The following is a 16,774-nucleotide window of genomic DNA, read 5'->3' as shown; positions in this document are numbered from 1 at the left end:
GCGGCCCGCCGGAGGCGCGGTCAGGGGATGACGACGACGGGACGCTGCGCGCGGCGCGCCAGCCGCCCGGCGACCGAGCCGAAGATCCGCCCGACCAGGCCGTGCGTGGAACCGACCACGATCGCGTTCGCCTCGTACTCCTGGCCGACCTCTTCCAGCTCGTGGCAGATGTCGCCGCCGCGCTCGACCAGAATCCAGGGCACCTGGGAGAGGTGGTCCGCGCAGGCCAGCTCCAGGCCGAGGACCTCCGTGCGGTGGTCCGGCACGTCCACGAAGACGGGGGGCTCGCAGCCCGCCCACACCGTCGTCGGCAGCCGGTTCGCGACATGGACGATGATCAGTCCGGAACTTGTCCGAACACCCATGCCGATCGCGTAGGCAAGTGCCCGCTCACTTGACATGGAGCCGTCGAATCCCACGACGACGCCATGCTTGAACGCTGGATCACAGCCCTCACGGGCGTGCTCCGCCGCGCCAGGTGCCGCCGTCGGATCGGCGACCTGCTTGCGGTCCGCGGGTTCGGGGATCTCGTGTCCAGCCATGGCTATCTCGGCGAGGGAGTCCTCTTGCGGAGGGGGACGGTGGTTGTCTTGTCGGTACGAGCGTCGGAACGACGACTGGGAAGCATCTTTCCCTACCCTTTACCCCAAGGGTACGGCGACACTCCCCGTCGTTCACCGCGGACGGAGCGGCCGTCCACGGCGCGTAGACCCCGGAGCATGCCGGAGCCGGGGCCTTTGCGCAATGCCGACCCGCACCCCTTACCGCCGCCGCCCGGCCGCCTGCCACCTGCGCCTCCCGGCCGCGCCGCCTTCTCACGACCCACTCCGGGACACCCTTCGTGTCCGTGCGATCACCCGATCGATACCCTTTCGTGTCACCCTGCCAATGTGGCGGCGGCACTGACGGGAGGCGCGATGGCGGAACGACACCCAGCCGGGCAGCCGGGCAGCACGAAGCGCGTCATTCGGCCGCCCGCACACCCCGACATCCGCCCGAAATTCGCCACGACCGGAAGCACGAGGGGGTGCATGGGGGGCGCACGCCGGAGCACAAACCTGAAGAACCCCAGATCCCCTGCGTTTTTCGGCCAACTTCCGCACGTGGTACGTACCTTGCGTGCAGCTACCCTCAACACCGCCGCCACCTGGGGGGAAAGGAGCGCACCGGGGCCGCGCACCCTACGGTGGCAGGGCAGGAGGGGGATGCGCACTACCCAACACGCTCGCCGAGTGGAACGCTTCGTGATCGAATGCTTTACGCCAAGTTGCCTTGTCGACATAACGTCGGGTGCTGAAGTTGTCACTCCGACCTCATCCGACACAGTAGATTCGATCTTGGCTATCGCCGCGGGGGAGAAGTGCAGGACCGAGAGGACGCGACGATTGAGGGGGGCTTAGGTCCAATGAGCCAGGACTCCACGAACGGTCCGGCGTCGACCGCCCGCAAGCTGGCCGCGCGCCGTCGGCGCGAGATCGTCGCCGTGCTGCTGTTCAGTGGCGGACCCATCTTCGAAAGCTCCATCCCGCTCTCCGTGTTCGGGATCGACCGGCAGGACGCGGGGGTGCCGCGCTACCGCCTGCTGATCTGCGCGGGCGAGGACGGGCCGCTGCGCACCACCGGCGGCCTGGAGCTTTCGGCGCCGTACGGTCTGGAGGCGCTCTCCCGCGCGGGCACCGTGGTGGTCCCGGCGTGGCGCTCCATAACCCAGCCGCCGCCACCCGCCGCGCTGGACGGGTTGCGCCGGGCACACGAGGAAGGCGCGCGGATCATCGGGCTGTGCACCGGCTCCTTCGTGCTGGCGGCGGCCGGCCTGCTGGACGGCCGCCCGGCGACCACGCACTGGATGTACGCGCCCACGCTGGCGAAGCGCTATCCGGCCGTCCACGTCGACCCGCGGGAGCTGTTCGTCGACGACGGCGACATCCTCACCTCGGCCGGCACGGCGGCAGGCATAGACCTCTGCCTGCACGTCGTCCGCACCGACCACGGCGCCGACGCGGCCGGGGCGCTCGCGCGGCGCCTGGTCGTACCACCGCGCCGCAACAACGGGGTCGACACAGGGCATCCCCGGCATCTGGACCGCTCCTTACCAGAGGAGATCGGTGCGGACCCGCTGGCCGAAGTTGTCGCCTGGGCGCTCGAACACCTCCACGAACAGTTCGATGTGGAGGCGCTCGCCGCCCGTGCGTACATGAGCCGCCGCACCTTCGACCGACGCTTCCGCTCACTGACCGGCAGCGCTCCCCTGCAATGGCTGATCACCCAGCGGGTGCTCCAGGCGCAGCGGCTGCTGGAGACGTCCGACTACTCGGTGGACGAAGTCGCCAGCCGGTGCGGTTTCCGGTCGCCGGTCGCGCTGCGCGGGCACTTCCGCCGCCAGCTGGGGGCCTCGCCCGCCGCCTACCGGGCGGCGTACCGGGCGCGGCGGCCGGACGGCGAGGGCGGCGAGGCGCGCATCCCGGACGCGCGCAAGGAGGCGGTGGCGGCAGCGGCAGCCGCCGAAGGGGAGCACGAGGGAGCGGTGCCGCACGGAGGCGGCGGGGACGGCCGGCCCGAGCCCGGCAAACCGGAGTCGGACGCCTACGCACCGAAACTGCCGAGGCAGCGGGGCCGCAGCTGGGGCGTCTCGTCCCCGTAGCCCCCGTACGATCGCCGTCGTCCCGTACGCCCGGTCTCCGCCCGCTCGCCGCCGCCGCTCCACTGCGGCGGCGGGCGGGTGGCGGCGGCAGGGCGAGGACAGCTCCCGAGCTGGGCGACGTAGGGTGAAACGTATGAACAATCGCATGGTGTGGATCGACTGCGAGATGACCGGCCTCTCACTGACCGAGGACGCGCTCGTCGAGGTGGCCGCACTGGTGACCGACTCCGAGCTGAACGTGCTCGGTGAGGGCGTGGACGTCGTGATCCGCCCGCCCGACGCCTCCTTGGAGTCGATGCCCGAGGTGGTGCGCGCCATGCACACCGCCTCCGGACTGCTCGACGAGCTGGACCGCGGCACCACGCTGGCGGACGCCGAGGCCCAGGTCCTCGCCTACGTGCGCGAGCACGCCGACGAGCCCGGCAAGGCGCCCCTGTGCGGGAACTCCGTGGGGACCGACCGGGGCTTCCTCGCCCGTGACATGCCCGCACTGGAGCGGCATCTGCACTACCGGATCGTGGACGTCTCCTCGGTCAAGGAGCTGGCCCGGCGCTGGTATCCCCGGGCCTACTTCAACAGTCCGGACAAGCAGGGCAACCACCGCGCGCTGGCCGACATCCGGGAGTCCATCGCCGAACTGCGCTACTACCGGGAGGCGATCTTCGTGCCGCATCCGGGGCCCGACTCGGACACCGCGAAGAAGATCGCGGCACGCCACGCGGGGTCCTCCTCCCCCGCGTGAATACCGGGCGCGAGCACCCCGGCCGACCCTGTACACTCTTTCTGGGCCGGACGAGAAGCGCCGGTCATGGTGGATGTAGCTCAGTTGGCAGAGCACCTGGTTGTGGTCCAGGATGTCGCGGGTTCAAGTCCCGTCATTCACCCTCATCGATCAAGGCCCGGCCCGCGCAAGCGGGGCCGGGCCTTGATCGTTCCCACCGGCCCCGGCTGCGCGGGCCGCCGGATCAGCGGACGCGGACGCCGTGCTGGGCCAGGTAGGCCACCGGGTCGACGTCCGTACCGTAGGCCCGCTTCTCGCGGACCTCGAAGTGGAGATGCGGCCCGGTCGTACGGCCGCTGTTGCCGGACTTCCCCAGCAGCGTCCCGGCCTTGACCCGGTCGCCCTTCTTCACCTGGCGCTGCGAGAGGTGCGCGAAGAGGGTGTACTTCCCGTCCGTCATGCGGATCGTGACCGTGTGGCCGTAGTCCCCCGAGTAGCCGGAGAAGACGACGGTGCCGGAGCCGACCGAGCGCACGGGAGTGCCGACGGGGACGGAGAGGTCGATGCCCGTGTGATGGCCGGCGGTCCAGTTCCCGCGGATGCCGTAGGGGGCGGAGACACGGACCTTCGCCACGGGGCTCGACCAGGAGCCGGGTGACCCGGCGGGCCACTCGCCGTAGACGTGGGAGCGCAGCGTCTGCCAGGGGCCGCCCACGGCGTACGGCTCGGTGTTGGCCGGCTCGCCGGAGAGGTGGCGCGCGCCCCCCTGGTGCGATGCGGCCGCCGGGGCGGGAGCGGCGGCGAGCCCCCAGGTGCCGCCGAGGAGAAGAGCGGTCGTCAGCGTGCCGCAGACCGCGCGACGGAACGGAGCTATCGAGCGTCGAGTCGCTGAATTCATGCCTGTGAGCCAAGTACAGACACCGGCCGTACGCACTCGGGCACTGTCCGTCGGAGTGACGGCCGGGCCGGCTCGGCCCTCGGCCAGAACCCCCGCGGTTCAGGACGAGCCGCGGCGGACCAGCTCCGTGGGCAGCACCTCGTGCGGCCTGTCCACCGCCTCCTGCGCGATCTCCTCCAGCAGCGCCCGCGCCATCGTGCGCCCCATCTCCTCGATGGGCTGGCGCACGGTCGTCAGCGGCGGGTCCATGTGCCGCGCGACCGAGGAGTCGTCGAAGCCGACGAGCGCCACCTCGCCGGGCACCGACCGCCCCGCCTCGCGCAGCGCCACCCGGGCGCCCGCGGCCATCACGTCCGAGGCACAGAAGACGGCGTCCACCGACGGGTTGCCCACCAGCAGCTCGCGCATCGCCCGGTGGCCGCTCTCCTCGGTGAAGTCGCCGTGCCGCACGAGCGACGCGTCGGCCTCGCGGCCGGCCGCCCGCAGCGCCGCGCGGTAGCCCTCCAGGCGGCACTGCGCCGCGTACATGTCCAGCGGCCCGGTGATCGTCGCGACCGTGCGCCGCCCCCGCCCGATCAGGTGCTCCACGGCCAGCGCGGCACCGCCGACGTTGTCCGAGTCGACGTACGGCAGCGGTTCGCCGCTGGTGCGGCGGCCGTTGAGCACGACGGGCATCCCGATGCTCTCCAGCAGGTCGGGCAGCGGGTCGTCGTTGTGCACGGAGACCAGCAGCACGCCGTCGACCCGGTGCGCGGAGACGAACTGCGCGAAGCGGTCGCGCTCGCGCTGGTCGCGTACGAGGGTCAGCAGCAACTGCATGTCGGTGTCGGCCAGTTCCTCGCTGACGCCGCGCAGGATGCCGGAGAAGTAGGGCTCGGAGAACAGCCGTATCTGCGGCTCGGGCACGACGAGGGCGATGGCGTCCGTCCTGCCGACGGCGAGGGCGCGCGCGGTGCGGTTCGGCACGTACCCCAGCTCGGCCACCGCCGCCTCGACCGCGGCCCGCGTACGGTCGCTGACCAGGGGTGACCCGTTGATCACCCGCGAGACGGTGCCGCGCCCGACGCCCGCGCGCACGGCGACCTGCTCCAGTGTGGGCCTGGCGGCCCGTCCCCCGCGTACCGCTCCCATGCACACCTCACCCGAACCCGTCCGCCGACAACGGATTCATTCAACTACATCCCGTTCAGGGGGAATCGCTGTGCCACTCCTTGACACCCCGTGCGGGGTCCGCGACTCTTCAAGGCATCACGAGTGGGAGCGCTCCCACTCGTGCATAGCGCTCTGATTCTGCCCTATCCCTTCATGTCCTGTACGCACGGGAGGTCGCGATGCACCGCAGCAGAACCCGCTCACCCTCATTCCGCCTGGCCGCGCTGGGCGTCTCCGCCGCACTGGGCGCCGGGCTGCTCGCCGGCTGCTCCTCGGACAGCGGCGGGGGCCCGGCGGACGGCAAGGGGGGCGAGATCACCCTCTCCGTCGGCGTCTTCGGAGTCTTCGGCTACCAGCAGGCCGGGCTGTACGACGAGTACGAGAAGCTCAACCCGCACATCACCATCAAGGAGAACTCCACCGAGCGCAGCGAGGACTACTACCCCGCCCTGCTGAACCGCCTCTCCGCGAACAGCGGCCTCCAGGACATCCAGGCCGTCGAAGTCAGCAACATCAACGAACTGGCCGCCATCCAGGCCGACAAGTTCACCGACCTCTCGAAGGCGCCGGGGGTCGAGGAGGACAGCTACCTGCCGTGGAAGTGGGACCAGGCGAAGACCGGGGACGGCAAGGTCATCGGACTGGGCACCGACATCGGCCCGATGGCCATCTGCTACCGCAAGGACCTCTTCGAGAAGGCCGGGCTGCCCACCGAGCGCGGTGAGGTCGGCGAGCTGTGGGCCGGCGACTGGGCGAAGTACGTGGCCACGGGTGAGAGATACATGGCGAAGGCGCCCAAGGGCACCAGCTACATGGACAGCGCCGCCGGTCTCTACAACGGCTCGCTGGCCGGTTACGAGAAGAAGAACTACGACGAGGACGGCAAGGCGGTCTACAAGGACAGCGCGTCCGTCCAGGCGTCCTGGGACCTGGCGATGGAGGCCGCGGAGGGCGGCATGACCGCCAAGCTCAAGCAGTTCGACACCGGCTGGGACCAGGGATACGCCAACGGCGACTTCGCCACCGTCGCCTGCCCGCCCTGGATGCTCGGCTACATCAAGGAGAAGGCCGGGGAGAAGAGCGCGGACGCCTGGGACGTGGCCGCCGCGCCCAAGCCCGGCAACTGGGGCGGCTCCTTCCTCGCCGTGCCCGAGGCCGCCAAGCACAAGGAGGAGGCGGCCGAACTCGCCGCGTGGCTGACCGCTCCGCGGCAGCAGGCGAAGCTCTTCCAGAAGCAGGCCAGCTTCCCCAGCTCGCAGACCGCCTTCGAACTGCCCGAAGTCAAGAACGCCGAACACGAGTACTTCGGCGACGCGCCCATCGGGCGGATCTTCTCGGACGCGGCGAAGAACATACCGACCTCCATCCTGGGCCCGAAGGACCAGATCATCAACGAGAAGATCGCCGAGGGAATCCGGCAGGTCGAACAGCAGGGCAAGTCACCGGACGAAGGCTGGAAGGCCGCGGTGAAGTCGGTCGACAACGCACTCGACGCGTGACCGGGGCCGCCGCGTGACCGCCGAACACCTGGACGCCGTGCCCCCCGCCTCTCCGGGGGGCGCGGCCCGGCCCCCGGGCGCCCCGGGCGCACCCGGCAGGCGCGGGAGGCCGGGCGGGCGCGGGAAGTCCGGCGGGCCCGCCGACGCCGCCGCGCGCCGGGCCGCCCGGCGCAGCCGCCGCTACCGGCGCGACGCCCGCTGGAGCCCCTACCTCCTCATCTCGCCCTTCTTCCTCTTCTTCGCCGCCTTCGGCCTCTTCCCGCTGCTCTACACGGGCTGGGCCTCCCTCCACCGGGTCTCGCTGCACAGTCCGACCCGGATGGAATGGGCCGGACTGCACAACTACTCCCAGCTGCTGGAGGACGAGTTCTTCTGGCAGGCCCTGCGCAACACCCTGACCATCGGCGTCCTCTCCACGGTGCCGCAGCTGCTGATGGCGCTCGGCCTGGCGCACCTGCTCCACTACCGGCTGCGCGGCTCCATGTTCTTCCGGGTCGCCGTCCTCACCCCGTACGCCACCTCGGTGGCCGCCGCCACCCTGGTGTTCGCGATGATCTACGGGCGCGACTACGGGATGCTCAACTGGGCGCTCGGCTCGGTGGGGATCGACCCCGTGGACTGGGAGAACGGCACCTGGAGCTCGCAGTTCGCGGTGTCCACCATCGTGATCTGGCGCTGGACGGGGTACAACGCGCTGATCTACCTGGCCGCGATGCAGGCCATCCCGGACGACCTGTACGAGTCGGCCGCGCTGGACGGCGCGTCCCGCTGGCAGCAGTTCCGGCACGTCACGATTCCGGCGCTGCGCCCGACGATCCTCTTCACCGTCGTCGTCTCCACCATCGGCGCGACCCAGCTCTTCGGCGAACCGCTGCTCTTCGGCGGCACGCAGACCGGGGGCGCCTCGCACCAGTACCAGACCCTGGGGCTCTACCTCTACGAACAGGGCTGGTTCAACTTCCATCTCGGCCGGGCCTCCGCCATCGCCTGGACGATGCTCCTGATCCTGGTGGTGATCGGCCTGGTGAACTGGCTGATCAGCCGCCGGGTACAGAAAAGCCAGTGAGGAGGCACCCGATGGCACCACGCGCCGGAAACCACCTGCGAGGCGGCCGGATCACGTACGCGGTCCTGATCGTCTTCACCCTCGGCTCGCTCTTCCCGCTCGTCTGGACGGCGATCGCCGCCTCCCGGGACAACGCGCGGCTCGCCGAGACACCGCCGCCGTTCTGGTTCGGCGGCAACCTCTTCGCGAACCTGGGCACCGCCTGGAGCGACGCGAACATGGGCAAGGCGCTGCTCAACACGACGGTCGTGGCAGGCTCGATCGCCTTCACCACCGTGCTCTTCGCCACCCTGGCCGGATTCGCCTTCGCCAAACTGCGCTTCCGGGCGAAGAACCTGCTGCTGCTCCTGGTGATCGGCACCATGATGGTCCCGCCCCAGCTGAGCGTGGTCCCACTGTTCATGGCCATCGCCGAACTGGAGTGGACCAACCAGCTCCAGGCCGTCGTCCTGCCGATGATGGTGAGCGCCTTCGGCGTCTTCTTCATGCGGCAGTACCTGATCAGCGCCCTGCCGACGGAACTGATCGAGGCCGCGCGGGTGGACGGGGCGCACAGCCTGCGGGTCATCTGGCACATCGTCTTCCCGGTGGCCCGCCCCGCGATGGCCGTGCTGGGCATGCTGACCTTCGTCATGGCGTGGAACGAGTTCTTCTGGCCGATCATCGCCCTGACGCAGGAGAACCCGACCGTCCAGGTCGCCCTGACCGGCCTCGGCCGGGGTTACATCCCCGACCAGTCGGTGATCATGGCGGGTGCGCTGCTGGGCACCCTGCCGCTGCTGCTCGCGTTCGCGCTCTTCGGCAGGCAGATCGTCGGCGGCATCATGCAGGGGGCCGTCAAGGGCTGAGCCCGGGCCGGGCGTTCCCCGGCACGGCCCCCTGACCCCGGCACCCCGGCCCCCCCGTCCCCCTGATCCCCGAACCCACCTCTCCGCACCTCTCCGCACGGCCTTGCACGGCCCACGAATGGGAGCGCTTCCATGTCTCAGCACCCTTGCACGTCCCGCACCGGGTTCCCCGACGGCTTCCTCTGGGGCACCTCCACCGCGGCCTACCAGGTCGAAGGCGCCGCCCGCGAGGACGGCCGCACCCCGTCCATCTGGGACACCTTCTCGCACACCCCCGGCAAGACCGCGGGCGGCGACACCGGCGACACCGCCTGCGACCATTACCACCGCTTCCGCGACGACGTCGCGCTCATGTCCGGACTCGGCATGTCCGCCTACCGCTTCTCCGTCTCCTGGTCCCGCGTCCAGCCCACCGGCCGCGGCCCCGCCGTCCAGCGCGGCCTGGACTTCTACCGCGCGCTCGTCGACGAGCTGCTGGCCAAGGGCATCACCCCGCTGCTCACGCTCTACCACTGGGATCTGCCGCAGGACCTGGAGGACGCGGGCGGCTGGCCGCAGCGCACCACCGCCCACCGCTTCGCCGACTACGCCCTCCTGGTCGCCGAGGCCCTCGGCGACCGCGTACGGATGTGGACCACCCTCAACGAGCCCTGGTGCAGCGCCTTCCTCGGCTACGGCTCCGGCGTCCACGCCCCCGGCCGCACGGACCCCGTCGACGCGCTGCGCGCCGCGCACCACCTCAACCTCGGCCACGGCCTGGCCGTGCGGGCCCTCCGCGACACCCTGCCCGCGCCCGCCGAGCTGACGGTCAGTCTCAACCCCGCGGCCGTGCGCCCCCGCTCCGACGACCCGGCCGACCGCGACGCGGCCCGCCGCATCGACGCACTCGCCACCCGGATCTTCAGCGGCCCGATGCTGCACGGGGCGTACGACGAGGACCTGCTGGCGGACACCGCGCGGCTGACCGACTGGTCGTTCGTAAGGGACGGCGACCTGGCCGCCGTCCGGCAGCCGCTGGACGGGCTGTGCCTCAACTACTACACGCCGGTCGTCGTCTCCGCCGTCCCCGGCGACGGCGCGGTGGTGCGCGACGACGGGCACGGCGCCAGCGCCCACTCGCCCTGGCCCGGCGCCGACCGGGTCGCCTTCCACCAGCCGCCCGGCGAACGCACCGAGATGGGCTGGGGCATCGACCCCGGCGGCCTGACCGAACTGCTGCTGCGCTTCTCCCGCGAGGCGCCCGACCTGCCGCTGTACGTCACCGAGAACGGCGCCGCCTACGACGACAAGGTGGACGCCCAGGGCCGGGTGCACGACCCGGAGCGGATCGCGTACCTGCGCCGGCACCTGAGCGCGGTCCTGGACGCGCTCGGCGGTGGGGCCGACGTACGGGGCTACTTCCTGTGGTCGCTGCTGGACAACTTCGAGTGGGCGTACGGGTACAGCAAGCGCTTCGGCGCCGTGCACGTGGACTTCGAGACCCAGCGGCGCACGCCCAAGTCCAGCGCCCACTGGTACGCGGACCTGGCGCGCACGGGGCGGCTGCCGGACGCGTAGGCAGGGGACGGCTGAGCGCCGCGCTCCGTGGCTCGGCGCTCAGCGGAAGACGGCGGCCGGGGGCGCCGGGGACGGTACGGCCGTCGCGTCGGTCACCGCGCGCGCCCCGCCGGTGAAGGCGGCGAGCGCGGGCCCGTGCTCCACCCGTCCCGGGTGCGGGTCCGCCGCGGTACGCCGGGTCAGCTCGGCGAGGGGCAGTTCGCGGTCGGCGGCGAGCAGGACGGCGTTGCCGAAGCGTCGTCCGCGCAGCACCGCCGGGTCGGCGATCAGGCACAGGTGGCCGAACACCTGCTGCGCGGTGGCGATCTGGGCGCGCAGGTGCGCCAGCGGCGCGACGGGCCCCGCCCCCGCGCCGGGACCCGGGGTCGCCCCCGAACCGTCGGCGAGGTTCGCGGCGTAGCGGCCGTCCGCGGCGAGCGTGCGGCGGGCCTCCGCGAGGAACTCGCCGCTCGTCAGGTGCGCGGGGGTGCGGGCGCCGCTGAAGACGTCGCAGATGAGCAGGTCCGCCCAGCCGTCGGGGACCCGGGCGAGCGCGGCGCGGGCGTCGCCGGTCCGTACGCGTATCCGCCAGTTGCCGTCCCAGGGCAGTTCGCGGCGCACCAGGGCGATGAGCGCGCCGTCCGACTCCACCACCTGCTGGGTGGACCGGGGCCGGGTGAAGGCGGTGTAGCGGGCGAGCGTGCACGCGCCGCCGCCCAGATGCAGGACGCGCACGGGGCGTCCGGGCGGTGCCGCGAGGTCGATGACGTGGCCGAGCCTGCGCTGGTAGGCGAAGTCGAGGTACGCCGGGTCGGCGAGGTCGACGTGCGACTGCGGGGCGCCGTCCAGCAGCAGCGTCCAGCCGCGCGGCCGGTCCGGGTCGGGGCGCAGCTGCGCGAGCCCACCGTCGACGGACTCGCCGAGCGGCTCCCGGCGCGCGCGGGTGCGCCGGCCCTCCGGCTCCTCGCCGCTCGCGCGGGTGCGTCTGTTCCTGGCCACGCAGCCATTATGGGCCGGGCGTACGGGGCCCGCCCGCCGTACGGGCGCCGGTGGTCTCGGGCCGGCGCGGGCGCGGGCTACCGCGAGCGGTCGACGGCCTCGATGGTGCGGGCCGCCTGGCGCAGGGCGGCGCGCAGCCGGGACGGTTCGGTCGCCCGCCCGTACGCGCGCTCCGGCGGCACGAGCCAACTGTCGCCGCCCACCGCGCGGGAGGAGGGCCGCACCGCGTGCGTGTGCGTCGGTGTACAGGCGCTGCCGGGCACGTCCCAGCCCGCGGCGGTGCCCGGCGGCACCAGGAAGCCCAGCGTGCCGCGGGCCCCGTCGTGCAGCACCGGGCCGATGCGGTCCCGCAGCCGCAGGATGTCGACCGCCTCCAGGCCTGTACGGACCGGCACCGTCACCAGGTCGCAGGGCTCCCCGGCGCCGGGACCGCCCGGCCTTACGGCTCCGCACGCAACTGCTCCGGTGTCCGGCAAGGGGACCACTCCTCCGCACTCGATGTGCACAGTCCAACGCCTCACGGCGTCAACCGCTACGGCGGCGGAACGCTGCAAAGGATGGCAGTTCATGGCAGATCGCGGTGGAGATTTCCCTTTTGTAGCCAAACCCAGCGTACCGCCCTCGTCACAGCCGGTACGGTCCGGCCATGACGTCGTCACCATCCACGTCACCGGGTCCGCCCCAGGGGCCCAACTCGGCCTTCCGGCAGCTGCGGGGCCACCTGTCACCCGGCGAGTTCGCGGCGGCCGTACGGAGGTCGGCGCGGGAGATCGGCGAGCGCGTGTGCTGTGACGCCCGGTACGTCGGGCGGGTGGAGGCCGGAGAGATCCGGTGCCCCAACTACGCGTACGAACGGGTGTTCCTGCACATGTTCCCGGGCCGGACGCTCGCGGACATGGGCTTCGCGCCCCGCGAGTCCGTCCGTGGTCGGACCACGCGTACTCAAGGGGCGCACGGAGGTGAAGACCCGCCCCCGTCCGCACCGATGCGCCGCACGCAACCCGTCCCGGCGCCCGGACGTCCCTCCCCCGCGGGCGTCCTCAGCGACACCCCCCGCATCTTCCGCCCCACCGACCACGAGCCCCCCTTCCCCGAGCAGACCCCCTTCCCCCAGCAGACGCAGTCCCCCGAGCAGTCCGAGATCGACGAGGAGAGCGACGTGCTACGTCGCGCGTTCATGACCGGCGGCCCGGCCGCCCTGGCGGCCGTCTCGCTGACCGGCGCCGCCCGCAGTCCGGCCCAGCGGCCCGCGCGTACGGGCGCGCGCGTCGGCGAATCCGAAGTCGCCGAGGTCGAACGGGCCGTCCAGCGCATCCGGGTGCTGGACGACCGCTTCGGCGCCGACGACCTCTACCCGCGGGCGTGCGAATCCCTGTGCGCCGCCTACGAGTTGCTCGACGCCGGTGCCCCCCGCCGCGCCGACTCCGGGCGGCTGCACGCGGGCGCGGGCGAACTCGCCCTGTCCGTGGGCTGGCTGGCGCACGACTCCCGCCGCTTCACGGACGCGCGCTCCCACTACGCCGAGGCGCTCGCCACCGCGCGGATCGCCGGTGACCCGGCGCTGGAGGCGCACGCCTTCTGCAACACCGCCTTCCTGGCCCGGGACGCGGGCCGCCCGCGCGAGGCCGTCTCGGCGGCCCAGGCCGGGGCGCGCGCCGCCGAACGGCTGGGCTCCGCACGGCTGCTGTCGCTGCTCGCGCTGCGCGAGGCGGGCGGCTGGGCCGGACTGGGCGACCGCGGCGGCTGCGTACGGGCGCTCGAGCGCGCGCACCGGCTGTACGCGCGCGGGCCCGCCGATGGGGACCCCGCGTGGATGACCTTCTTCGGCGAGGCGGAACTGGCGGGGCTGGAGGCGCAGTGCTGGTCCGCGCTGGGGGACTGGGACGGCGCGATCGACCACGCCCGGCGCGCCGTCGCCCTCCAGCAGCCCCACTTCGTCCGCAACAGGGCACTGTTCACCGCCGAACTGGCGGGCAACCTGGCCGCGCGGCGGGACCCGGAGGAGGCCGCGGCCGCCGCCGGGGACGCACTCACGCTGCTCGGCGGGGTGCGCTCGGCCCGCATCCGCGGCATGCTCACGGCGGCGGCCCGGCGGCTGGAGCCCTATCGCCAGGAGCCGGGCGTCGCGGACTTCCTGCGCAGGCCGCACCCCTCCGCGTTCCTCCGCCCGCGACCGTGACGGGGGGCGTGGCGCGGGCGGCCGGCGGCGCGGTCCGGGCGCCGCCCCTCCCGAGGCCCTCGCCCCCGCGATCCGCGCCCCCGCAGCCGCACCCTCAGCCCAGGTGGCCCGTGTCGTTCCAGCGCTCGATCGCGGGCGCGCCGTAGGCCCAGCCGAGGATGGACAGCGACGCGGGGTCCAGCCGGATACGGGCCGCGAACTCCGGCTCGCAGCCCAGCCAGCGCGCGCCGAGCATCCGCAGCACGTGCCCGTGCGCGAACACCAGCACGTCCCGGTCGGCCGAGCGCGCCCACTCCACCACCGCGTCGGCCCGGGCACGCAGCTCGTCCAGCTCCTCGCCGCCCCGCACGCCGTCGCGCCAGATGAACCAGTCGTCTCCGACGCGCTGTTGGATGGACTCGGTGGTGAGGCCCTCGTAGTCGCCGTAGTCCCACTCCAGCAGCGCGTCCCAGTCCTCGGCCCGCTCGGCGAACCCGGCCAGTCGGCAGGTCTCGCGGGCGCGGGCCAGCGGGCTGGTGCGGACCTCGGTGCCGGGCAGGCCGTGCCACGGCGCGGCCCGCAGCCGCTCGCCGAGGAGTTCGGCCGCCCGGCGGCCCTCCTCAAGCAGCGGGATGTCGGTCCTGCCGGTGTGCTGTCCGGTCACCGACCACTGCGTCTGACCGTGCCGGACCAGCAGAATGCGCGCTGCCATGGACTCTCGCCGCCTCTCGAACCGGGATGCCGCGACATCCCGCCATCCGGCCGCGAAGGGCCGGAAACCTCATCAATTCACCGCGACCGTCAACCCGTCGGATGACGGTCGCGTCCTTTCCACTGGCGTACGCCACCAGGTCAGACGCCCGCCGCCCAACCGTAACGACTGTGGGAGAGCGATCGGATGCAGCAAGGCCGCCGACTGCGCTGGTGGACGGAGCTGCCGTTGATCATCCTCATCTACTCGCTCTACTCCGCCGGGCGCCTCGTCGCGCGGGGGGACGCCGCGGAGGCCGTCGACCACGGCCTGGCGATCCTCCGCCTCGAGGAGAACCTGCGGCTCGACTTCGAGCGCCCGCTGAACCGGCTCTTCACCGCCGAGTCGTGGTTCGGCATCCCGGCCGACTACGTCTACGCCTCGCTGCACTACGTGGTGACTCCGGCGGTGCTGGTCTGGGTGTGGCGCCGCCACCACGCCCACTACCGCGCGCTACGCGCCTGGCTGCTGGCCTCCACCGTGATCGGCCTGATCGGCTTCGTCCTCTACCCGACCTGCCCGCCCCGGCTGCTGGACGCCGCGTACGGCTTCACGGACACCATGGCGCAGTACGGCGACTACGGCTGGTGGGGCGCGGAGGCCAGCGCACCGCAGGGCCTGGGCGGCTTCACGAACGAGTACGCGGCGATGCCGAGCCTGCACGTCGGCTGGGCGCTCTGGTGCGGGGTGGTGCTGTGGCGGCACGCCCGGCGGTCCCCGTGGCCGCGGGTGCTGGCCGTGGCGTATCCGCTGACCATCGTCATCGTGGTCATGGGCACCGCCAACCACTACTTCCTGGACGCGGTCGCGGGCGTCGCGGTGATGGCCCTGGGCGCGCTGCTGGTCCGGCCGGGCCTCCGCGCCGCGGACGTGCTGCGGGCCGTGCTGGCGCGAGTGCGGGTGCGGCTGCTTCCGGGCCGGTACTCGGTCGGGACGGCGGTGGTGCTCCGGAGCGGCCGGCGCACGGTGGACCCGCGCACGGGCGGACCACGGACCGACGGGCCGGGGACCGACGGGCCGGGGACCGACGGGCCGCAGTCCGGCGGAGCGCAGCCCGGCGGACCGGCGGAGGCGTCCGGCGGCACGGCAGAGGCGTCCGGCCACGAGTCGCGACCGGCAAGATCCAGCACGGGCTGACGGGGGCTTGCGCGGCGCGCGACAATGGACGGCGGCACCCGAACCTGGAGGTCCTCCCATGCCAGAGCCGCCCGCGGCTCCCGATCAGCCCGGCAGCGCACCCCGCTTCCGCCGCCCCGCACCCCTGCTCCACGAGCCGGCGGAGACCCTCGGTGACGACGAGCACTTCTTCGACCTGGAGTCGCTGGAGGACCCGCGGGAACTCCTCTCCCGGGCGACGGAGCTGACGCTGGCCTTCCGGGCCGCCGCCGACCGCGCGATGGAGTTCCAGGCGATGGCCGCCGCGCAGCTGGCCGACCCCAAGCGGTTCGACCGGCTGCCCGACGAGGTCATCGCCGAGCGCGCGGGCTGGACGGAGGACTACGCCCGCAAGATGGTGGAGTTCGGCCGCGGACTGCTGGGGGACCCCGCCCGCGACTGAGGTCTCCCCAGGGGCCGCGGGGAAGGCGGCGGCGTCCGCGCTCGGTGCGGGAGGGTGGAGCCCCTCCCGCAGCCGCCCCGGCACGCTTCCCGCACACCACCGCACACGCAACGCACACGTGCGAGCGCGGAGAGTACCCGAGAAGGCCGCCGCGCGTCCCCGTTTCCGTTGATCCCGGGAAGTGCCGCCCGAGCGGCCGGTAGACGTATCCGCCATGAGCTATCCCGTCGGCACCGCAGCGAACCCCGTCACCCGCGTCACCCCGGAGGGTGCGGACTGGCTGGCCTCCGCCAGCCGCTTCCCGCGCAGCGTGCATGCGCTGTGGGCACTGCGCCCGGACGCGCCGAGCGTGCTGCCCTGCGGCACCGCCTTCGACGTGGCGAGCACCCCCGCGCACCAGGGCCGCACGCTGCTGGACCACCTCTGGTCGCGCGGGCGCGGCTGCGGCCCGGTCGCCGTCCACCGCGGGCGGCTGCTGCTGTTCACCGCCGTGGGCACGGCCGACCGGCTGCCCGCTCTGCTGCGCTGGGAGGAGTGGCGGGGCGACGGCCGGGAGGAAAGGTTTCCTCCGCTGCTGTGCCACGGCCTCGGCGACGCGGTGACGGTGCCCCCGCTGGCACCCGCGGCCCCCGAGGACTCCCCGGCCGCCGCGTCCCGCTGGCTGGTGGCCCCGGACGTACGCCACCCCTGGCTGCCCGGCCCCGAACTGCTGCTCTGGGCGAGCGTGCGCACGCTCCGCTCCTCCCTCGCAGGTCGCGGGGGTGACGGCGGTCACGACCGGGAGAAATCCAATTTTCGCTACGCCCGATCCTGATGCTAAGGTCTACGACGTCAGCAGGCGCCGTTAGCTCAGTTGGTTAGAGCAGCTGACTCTTAATCAGCGGGTCCGGGGTTCGAGTCCCTGACGGCGCACAGACAACCGGAGGCCCCCTCGTCCGCGAGGGGGC

The 16,774-nt window shown here is 72.8% G+C and carries 16 protein-coding genes and 2 tRNA genes; 12 read left to right on the top strand and 6 right to left on the bottom strand.

Annotated elements, in window-relative coordinates; translation table 11 throughout:
• Positions 1–20: 20 nt before the first annotated feature.
• Complete coding sequence (locus H299_RS0100905; protein ID WP_027746875.1) at positions 21–542, bottom strand: universal stress protein; 522 nt, start codon at positions 540–542, stop codon at positions 21–23.
• A gap of 863 nt (positions 543–1,405) precedes the next feature.
• Here H299_RS0100905 and H299_RS0100900 point away from each other — a divergent pair.
• The 3 genes from H299_RS0100900 to H299_RS0100890 all read left to right on the top strand — a co-directional run bounded on the left by H299_RS0100900 (position 1,406) and on the right by H299_RS0100890 (position 3,525).
• The gene (locus tag H299_RS0100900) at positions 1,406–2,641 is read left to right on the top strand and encodes a helix-turn-helix domain-containing protein (RefSeq protein ID WP_027746874.1); all 1,236 of its coding nucleotides are present in this window, start codon (positions 1,406–1,408) and stop codon (positions 2,639–2,641) included.
• 133 nt (positions 2,642–2,774) lie between these two features.
• Positions 2,775–3,383, top strand: coding sequence for an oligoribonuclease (gene orn / locus H299_RS0100895; RefSeq protein ID WP_027746873.1), 609 nt, complete (start codon positions 2,775–2,777; stop codon positions 3,381–3,383).
• Positions 3,384–3,452: 69 nt separating this feature from the next.
• Positions 3,453–3,525: transfer RNA gene (locus H299_RS0100890), tRNA-His, on the top strand.
• A gap of 81 nt (positions 3,526–3,606) precedes the next feature.
• On the opposite strand, the gene H299_RS31440 is transcribed toward H299_RS0100890, so the two are convergent.
• Together H299_RS31440 and H299_RS0100880 are read right to left on the bottom strand one after the other, a co-directional pair.
• Positions 3,607–4,260 carry a peptidoglycan DD-metalloendopeptidase family protein gene (locus H299_RS31440; protein ID WP_078512360.1) on the bottom strand — a complete coding sequence of 218 codons (654 nt, stop codon included), beginning with the start codon at positions 4,258–4,260 and terminating at the stop codon, positions 3,607–3,609.
• A 99-nt stretch (positions 4,261–4,359) separates the two neighbouring features.
• Positions 4,360–5,391 (bottom strand): LacI family DNA-binding transcriptional regulator, encoded by a 1,032-nt coding sequence (locus tag H299_RS0100880; protein WP_027746872.1) that lies wholly within the window; start codon positions 5,389–5,391, stop codon positions 4,360–4,362.
• 200 nt (positions 5,392–5,591) lie between these two features.
• Here H299_RS0100880 and H299_RS0100875 point away from each other — a divergent pair, with 200 nt between their 5' ends.
• From H299_RS0100875 to H299_RS0100860, 4 genes are all read left to right on the top strand, one after another.
• Positions 5,592–6,911, top strand: a complete 1,320-nt coding sequence (locus tag H299_RS0100875; RefSeq protein ID WP_037757216.1) for an extracellular solute-binding protein — start codon at positions 5,592–5,594, stop codon at positions 6,909–6,911.
• 13 nt (positions 6,912–6,924) lie between these two features.
• Positions 6,925–7,977 (top strand): ABC transporter permease subunit, encoded by a 1,053-nt coding sequence (locus tag H299_RS0100870; RefSeq protein WP_027746870.1) that lies wholly within the window; start codon positions 6,925–6,927, stop codon positions 7,975–7,977.
• Complete coding sequence (locus tag H299_RS0100865) at positions 7,899–8,825, top strand: carbohydrate ABC transporter permease (RefSeq protein WP_486587123.1); 927 nt, start codon at positions 7,899–7,901, stop codon at positions 8,823–8,825. The genes H299_RS0100870 and H299_RS0100865 overlap by 79 nt, the downstream gene beginning before the upstream one ends.
• A gap of 132 nt (positions 8,826–8,957) precedes the next feature.
• Entirely contained in the window at positions 8,958–10,382 is a 1,425-nt protein-coding gene (locus H299_RS0100860) for a GH1 family beta-glucosidase (protein WP_027746868.1), read from the top strand.
• Between the two features lie 39 nt (positions 10,383–10,421).
• On the opposite strand, the gene H299_RS0100855 is transcribed toward H299_RS0100860, so the two are convergent.
• A complete protein-coding gene (locus H299_RS0100855; protein ID WP_027746867.1) occupies positions 10,422–11,360 on the bottom strand; it encodes a fused MFS/spermidine synthase in 939 nt (312 codons plus the stop codon).
• Between the two features lie 77 nt (positions 11,361–11,437).
• On the bottom strand, positions 11,438–11,836 hold the full coding sequence (locus H299_RS31435) for a hypothetical protein (RefSeq protein WP_051261993.1): 399 nt from the start codon (positions 11,834–11,836) through the stop codon (positions 11,438–11,440).
• A gap of 170 nt (positions 11,837–12,006) precedes the next feature.
• Here H299_RS31435 and H299_RS0100845 point away from each other — a divergent pair, with 170 nt between their 5' ends.
• The gene (locus tag H299_RS0100845) at positions 12,007–13,539 is read left to right on the top strand and encodes an NsdA family TPR-like regulatory protein (RefSeq protein WP_027746865.1); all 1,533 of its coding nucleotides are present in this window, start codon (positions 12,007–12,009) and stop codon (positions 13,537–13,539) included.
• A gap of 94 nt (positions 13,540–13,633) precedes the next feature.
• Here H299_RS0100845 and H299_RS0100840 read toward each other — a convergent pair whose 3' ends face one another.
• Positions 13,634–14,230, bottom strand: coding sequence for a histidine phosphatase family protein (locus tag H299_RS0100840; protein ID WP_027746864.1), 597 nt, complete (start codon positions 14,228–14,230; stop codon positions 13,634–13,636).
• A 186-nt stretch (positions 14,231–14,416) separates the two neighbouring features.
• Between H299_RS0100840 and H299_RS31430 the strand changes: the two genes are divergently transcribed.
• From H299_RS31430 to H299_RS0100820, 4 genes are all read left to right on the top strand, one after another.
• A complete protein-coding gene (locus tag H299_RS31430) occupies positions 14,417–15,406 on the top strand; it encodes a phosphatase PAP2 family protein (RefSeq protein WP_078512359.1) in 990 nt (329 codons plus the stop codon).
• Between the two features lie 58 nt (positions 15,407–15,464).
• Entirely contained in the window at positions 15,465–15,827 is a 363-nt protein-coding gene (locus H299_RS0100830) for a hypothetical protein (protein WP_027746863.1), read from the top strand.
• Between the two features lie 214 nt (positions 15,828–16,041).
• Positions 16,042–16,641 carry a bifunctional DNA primase/polymerase gene (locus H299_RS31425; protein WP_037757210.1) on the top strand — a complete coding sequence of 200 codons (600 nt, stop codon included), beginning with the start codon at positions 16,042–16,044 and terminating at the stop codon, positions 16,639–16,641.
• 24 nt (positions 16,642–16,665) lie between these two features.
• Positions 16,666–16,739 (top strand) — tRNA-Lys (locus H299_RS0100820).
• The last annotated feature ends 35 nt before the right edge of the window (positions 16,740–16,774 follow it).

The sequence above is a fragment of the Streptomyces sp. CNH287 genome, assembly GCF_000424825.1.
This window is presented reverse-complemented; position numbering and strand designations above follow the sequence as displayed.

Bases quoted from the DNA above. Each gene is read 5' to 3' on its own strand.
- H299_RS0100905 (WP_027746875.1), bottom strand. From the start codon at position 542: ATGGCTGGACACGAGATCCCCGAACCCGCGGACCGCAAGCAGGTCGCC.
- H299_RS0100900 (WP_027746874.1), top strand. From the start codon at position 1,406: ATGAGCCAGGACTCCACGAACGGTCCGGCGTCGACCGCCCGCAAGCTG.
- orn (WP_027746873.1), top strand. From the start codon at position 2,775: ATGAACAATCGCATGGTGTGGATCGACTGCGAGATGACCGGCCTCTCA.
- H299_RS31440 (WP_078512360.1), bottom strand. From the start codon at position 4,260: ATGAATTCAGCGACTCGACGCTCGATAGCTCCGTTCCGTCGCGCGGTC.
- H299_RS0100880 (WP_027746872.1), bottom strand. From the start codon at position 5,391: ATGGGAGCGGTACGCGGGGGACGGGCCGCCAGGCCCACACTGGAGCAG.
- H299_RS0100875 (WP_037757216.1), top strand. From the start codon at position 5,592: ATGCACCGCAGCAGAACCCGCTCACCCTCATTCCGCCTGGCCGCGCTG.
- H299_RS0100860 (WP_027746868.1), top strand. From the start codon at position 8,958: ATGTCTCAGCACCCTTGCACGTCCCGCACCGGGTTCCCCGACGGCTTC.
- H299_RS0100845 (WP_027746865.1), top strand. From the start codon at position 12,007: ATGACGTCGTCACCATCCACGTCACCGGGTCCGCCCCAGGGGCCCAAC.
- H299_RS0100840 (WP_027746864.1), bottom strand. From the start codon at position 14,230: ATGGCAGCGCGCATTCTGCTGGTCCGGCACGGTCAGACGCAGTGGTCG.
- H299_RS31430 (WP_078512359.1), top strand. From the start codon at position 14,417: ATGCAGCAAGGCCGCCGACTGCGCTGGTGGACGGAGCTGCCGTTGATC.
- H299_RS0100830 (WP_027746863.1), top strand. From the start codon at position 15,465: ATGCCAGAGCCGCCCGCGGCTCCCGATCAGCCCGGCAGCGCACCCCGC.
- H299_RS31425 (WP_037757210.1), top strand. From the start codon at position 16,042: ATGAGCTATCCCGTCGGCACCGCAGCGAACCCCGTCACCCGCGTCACC.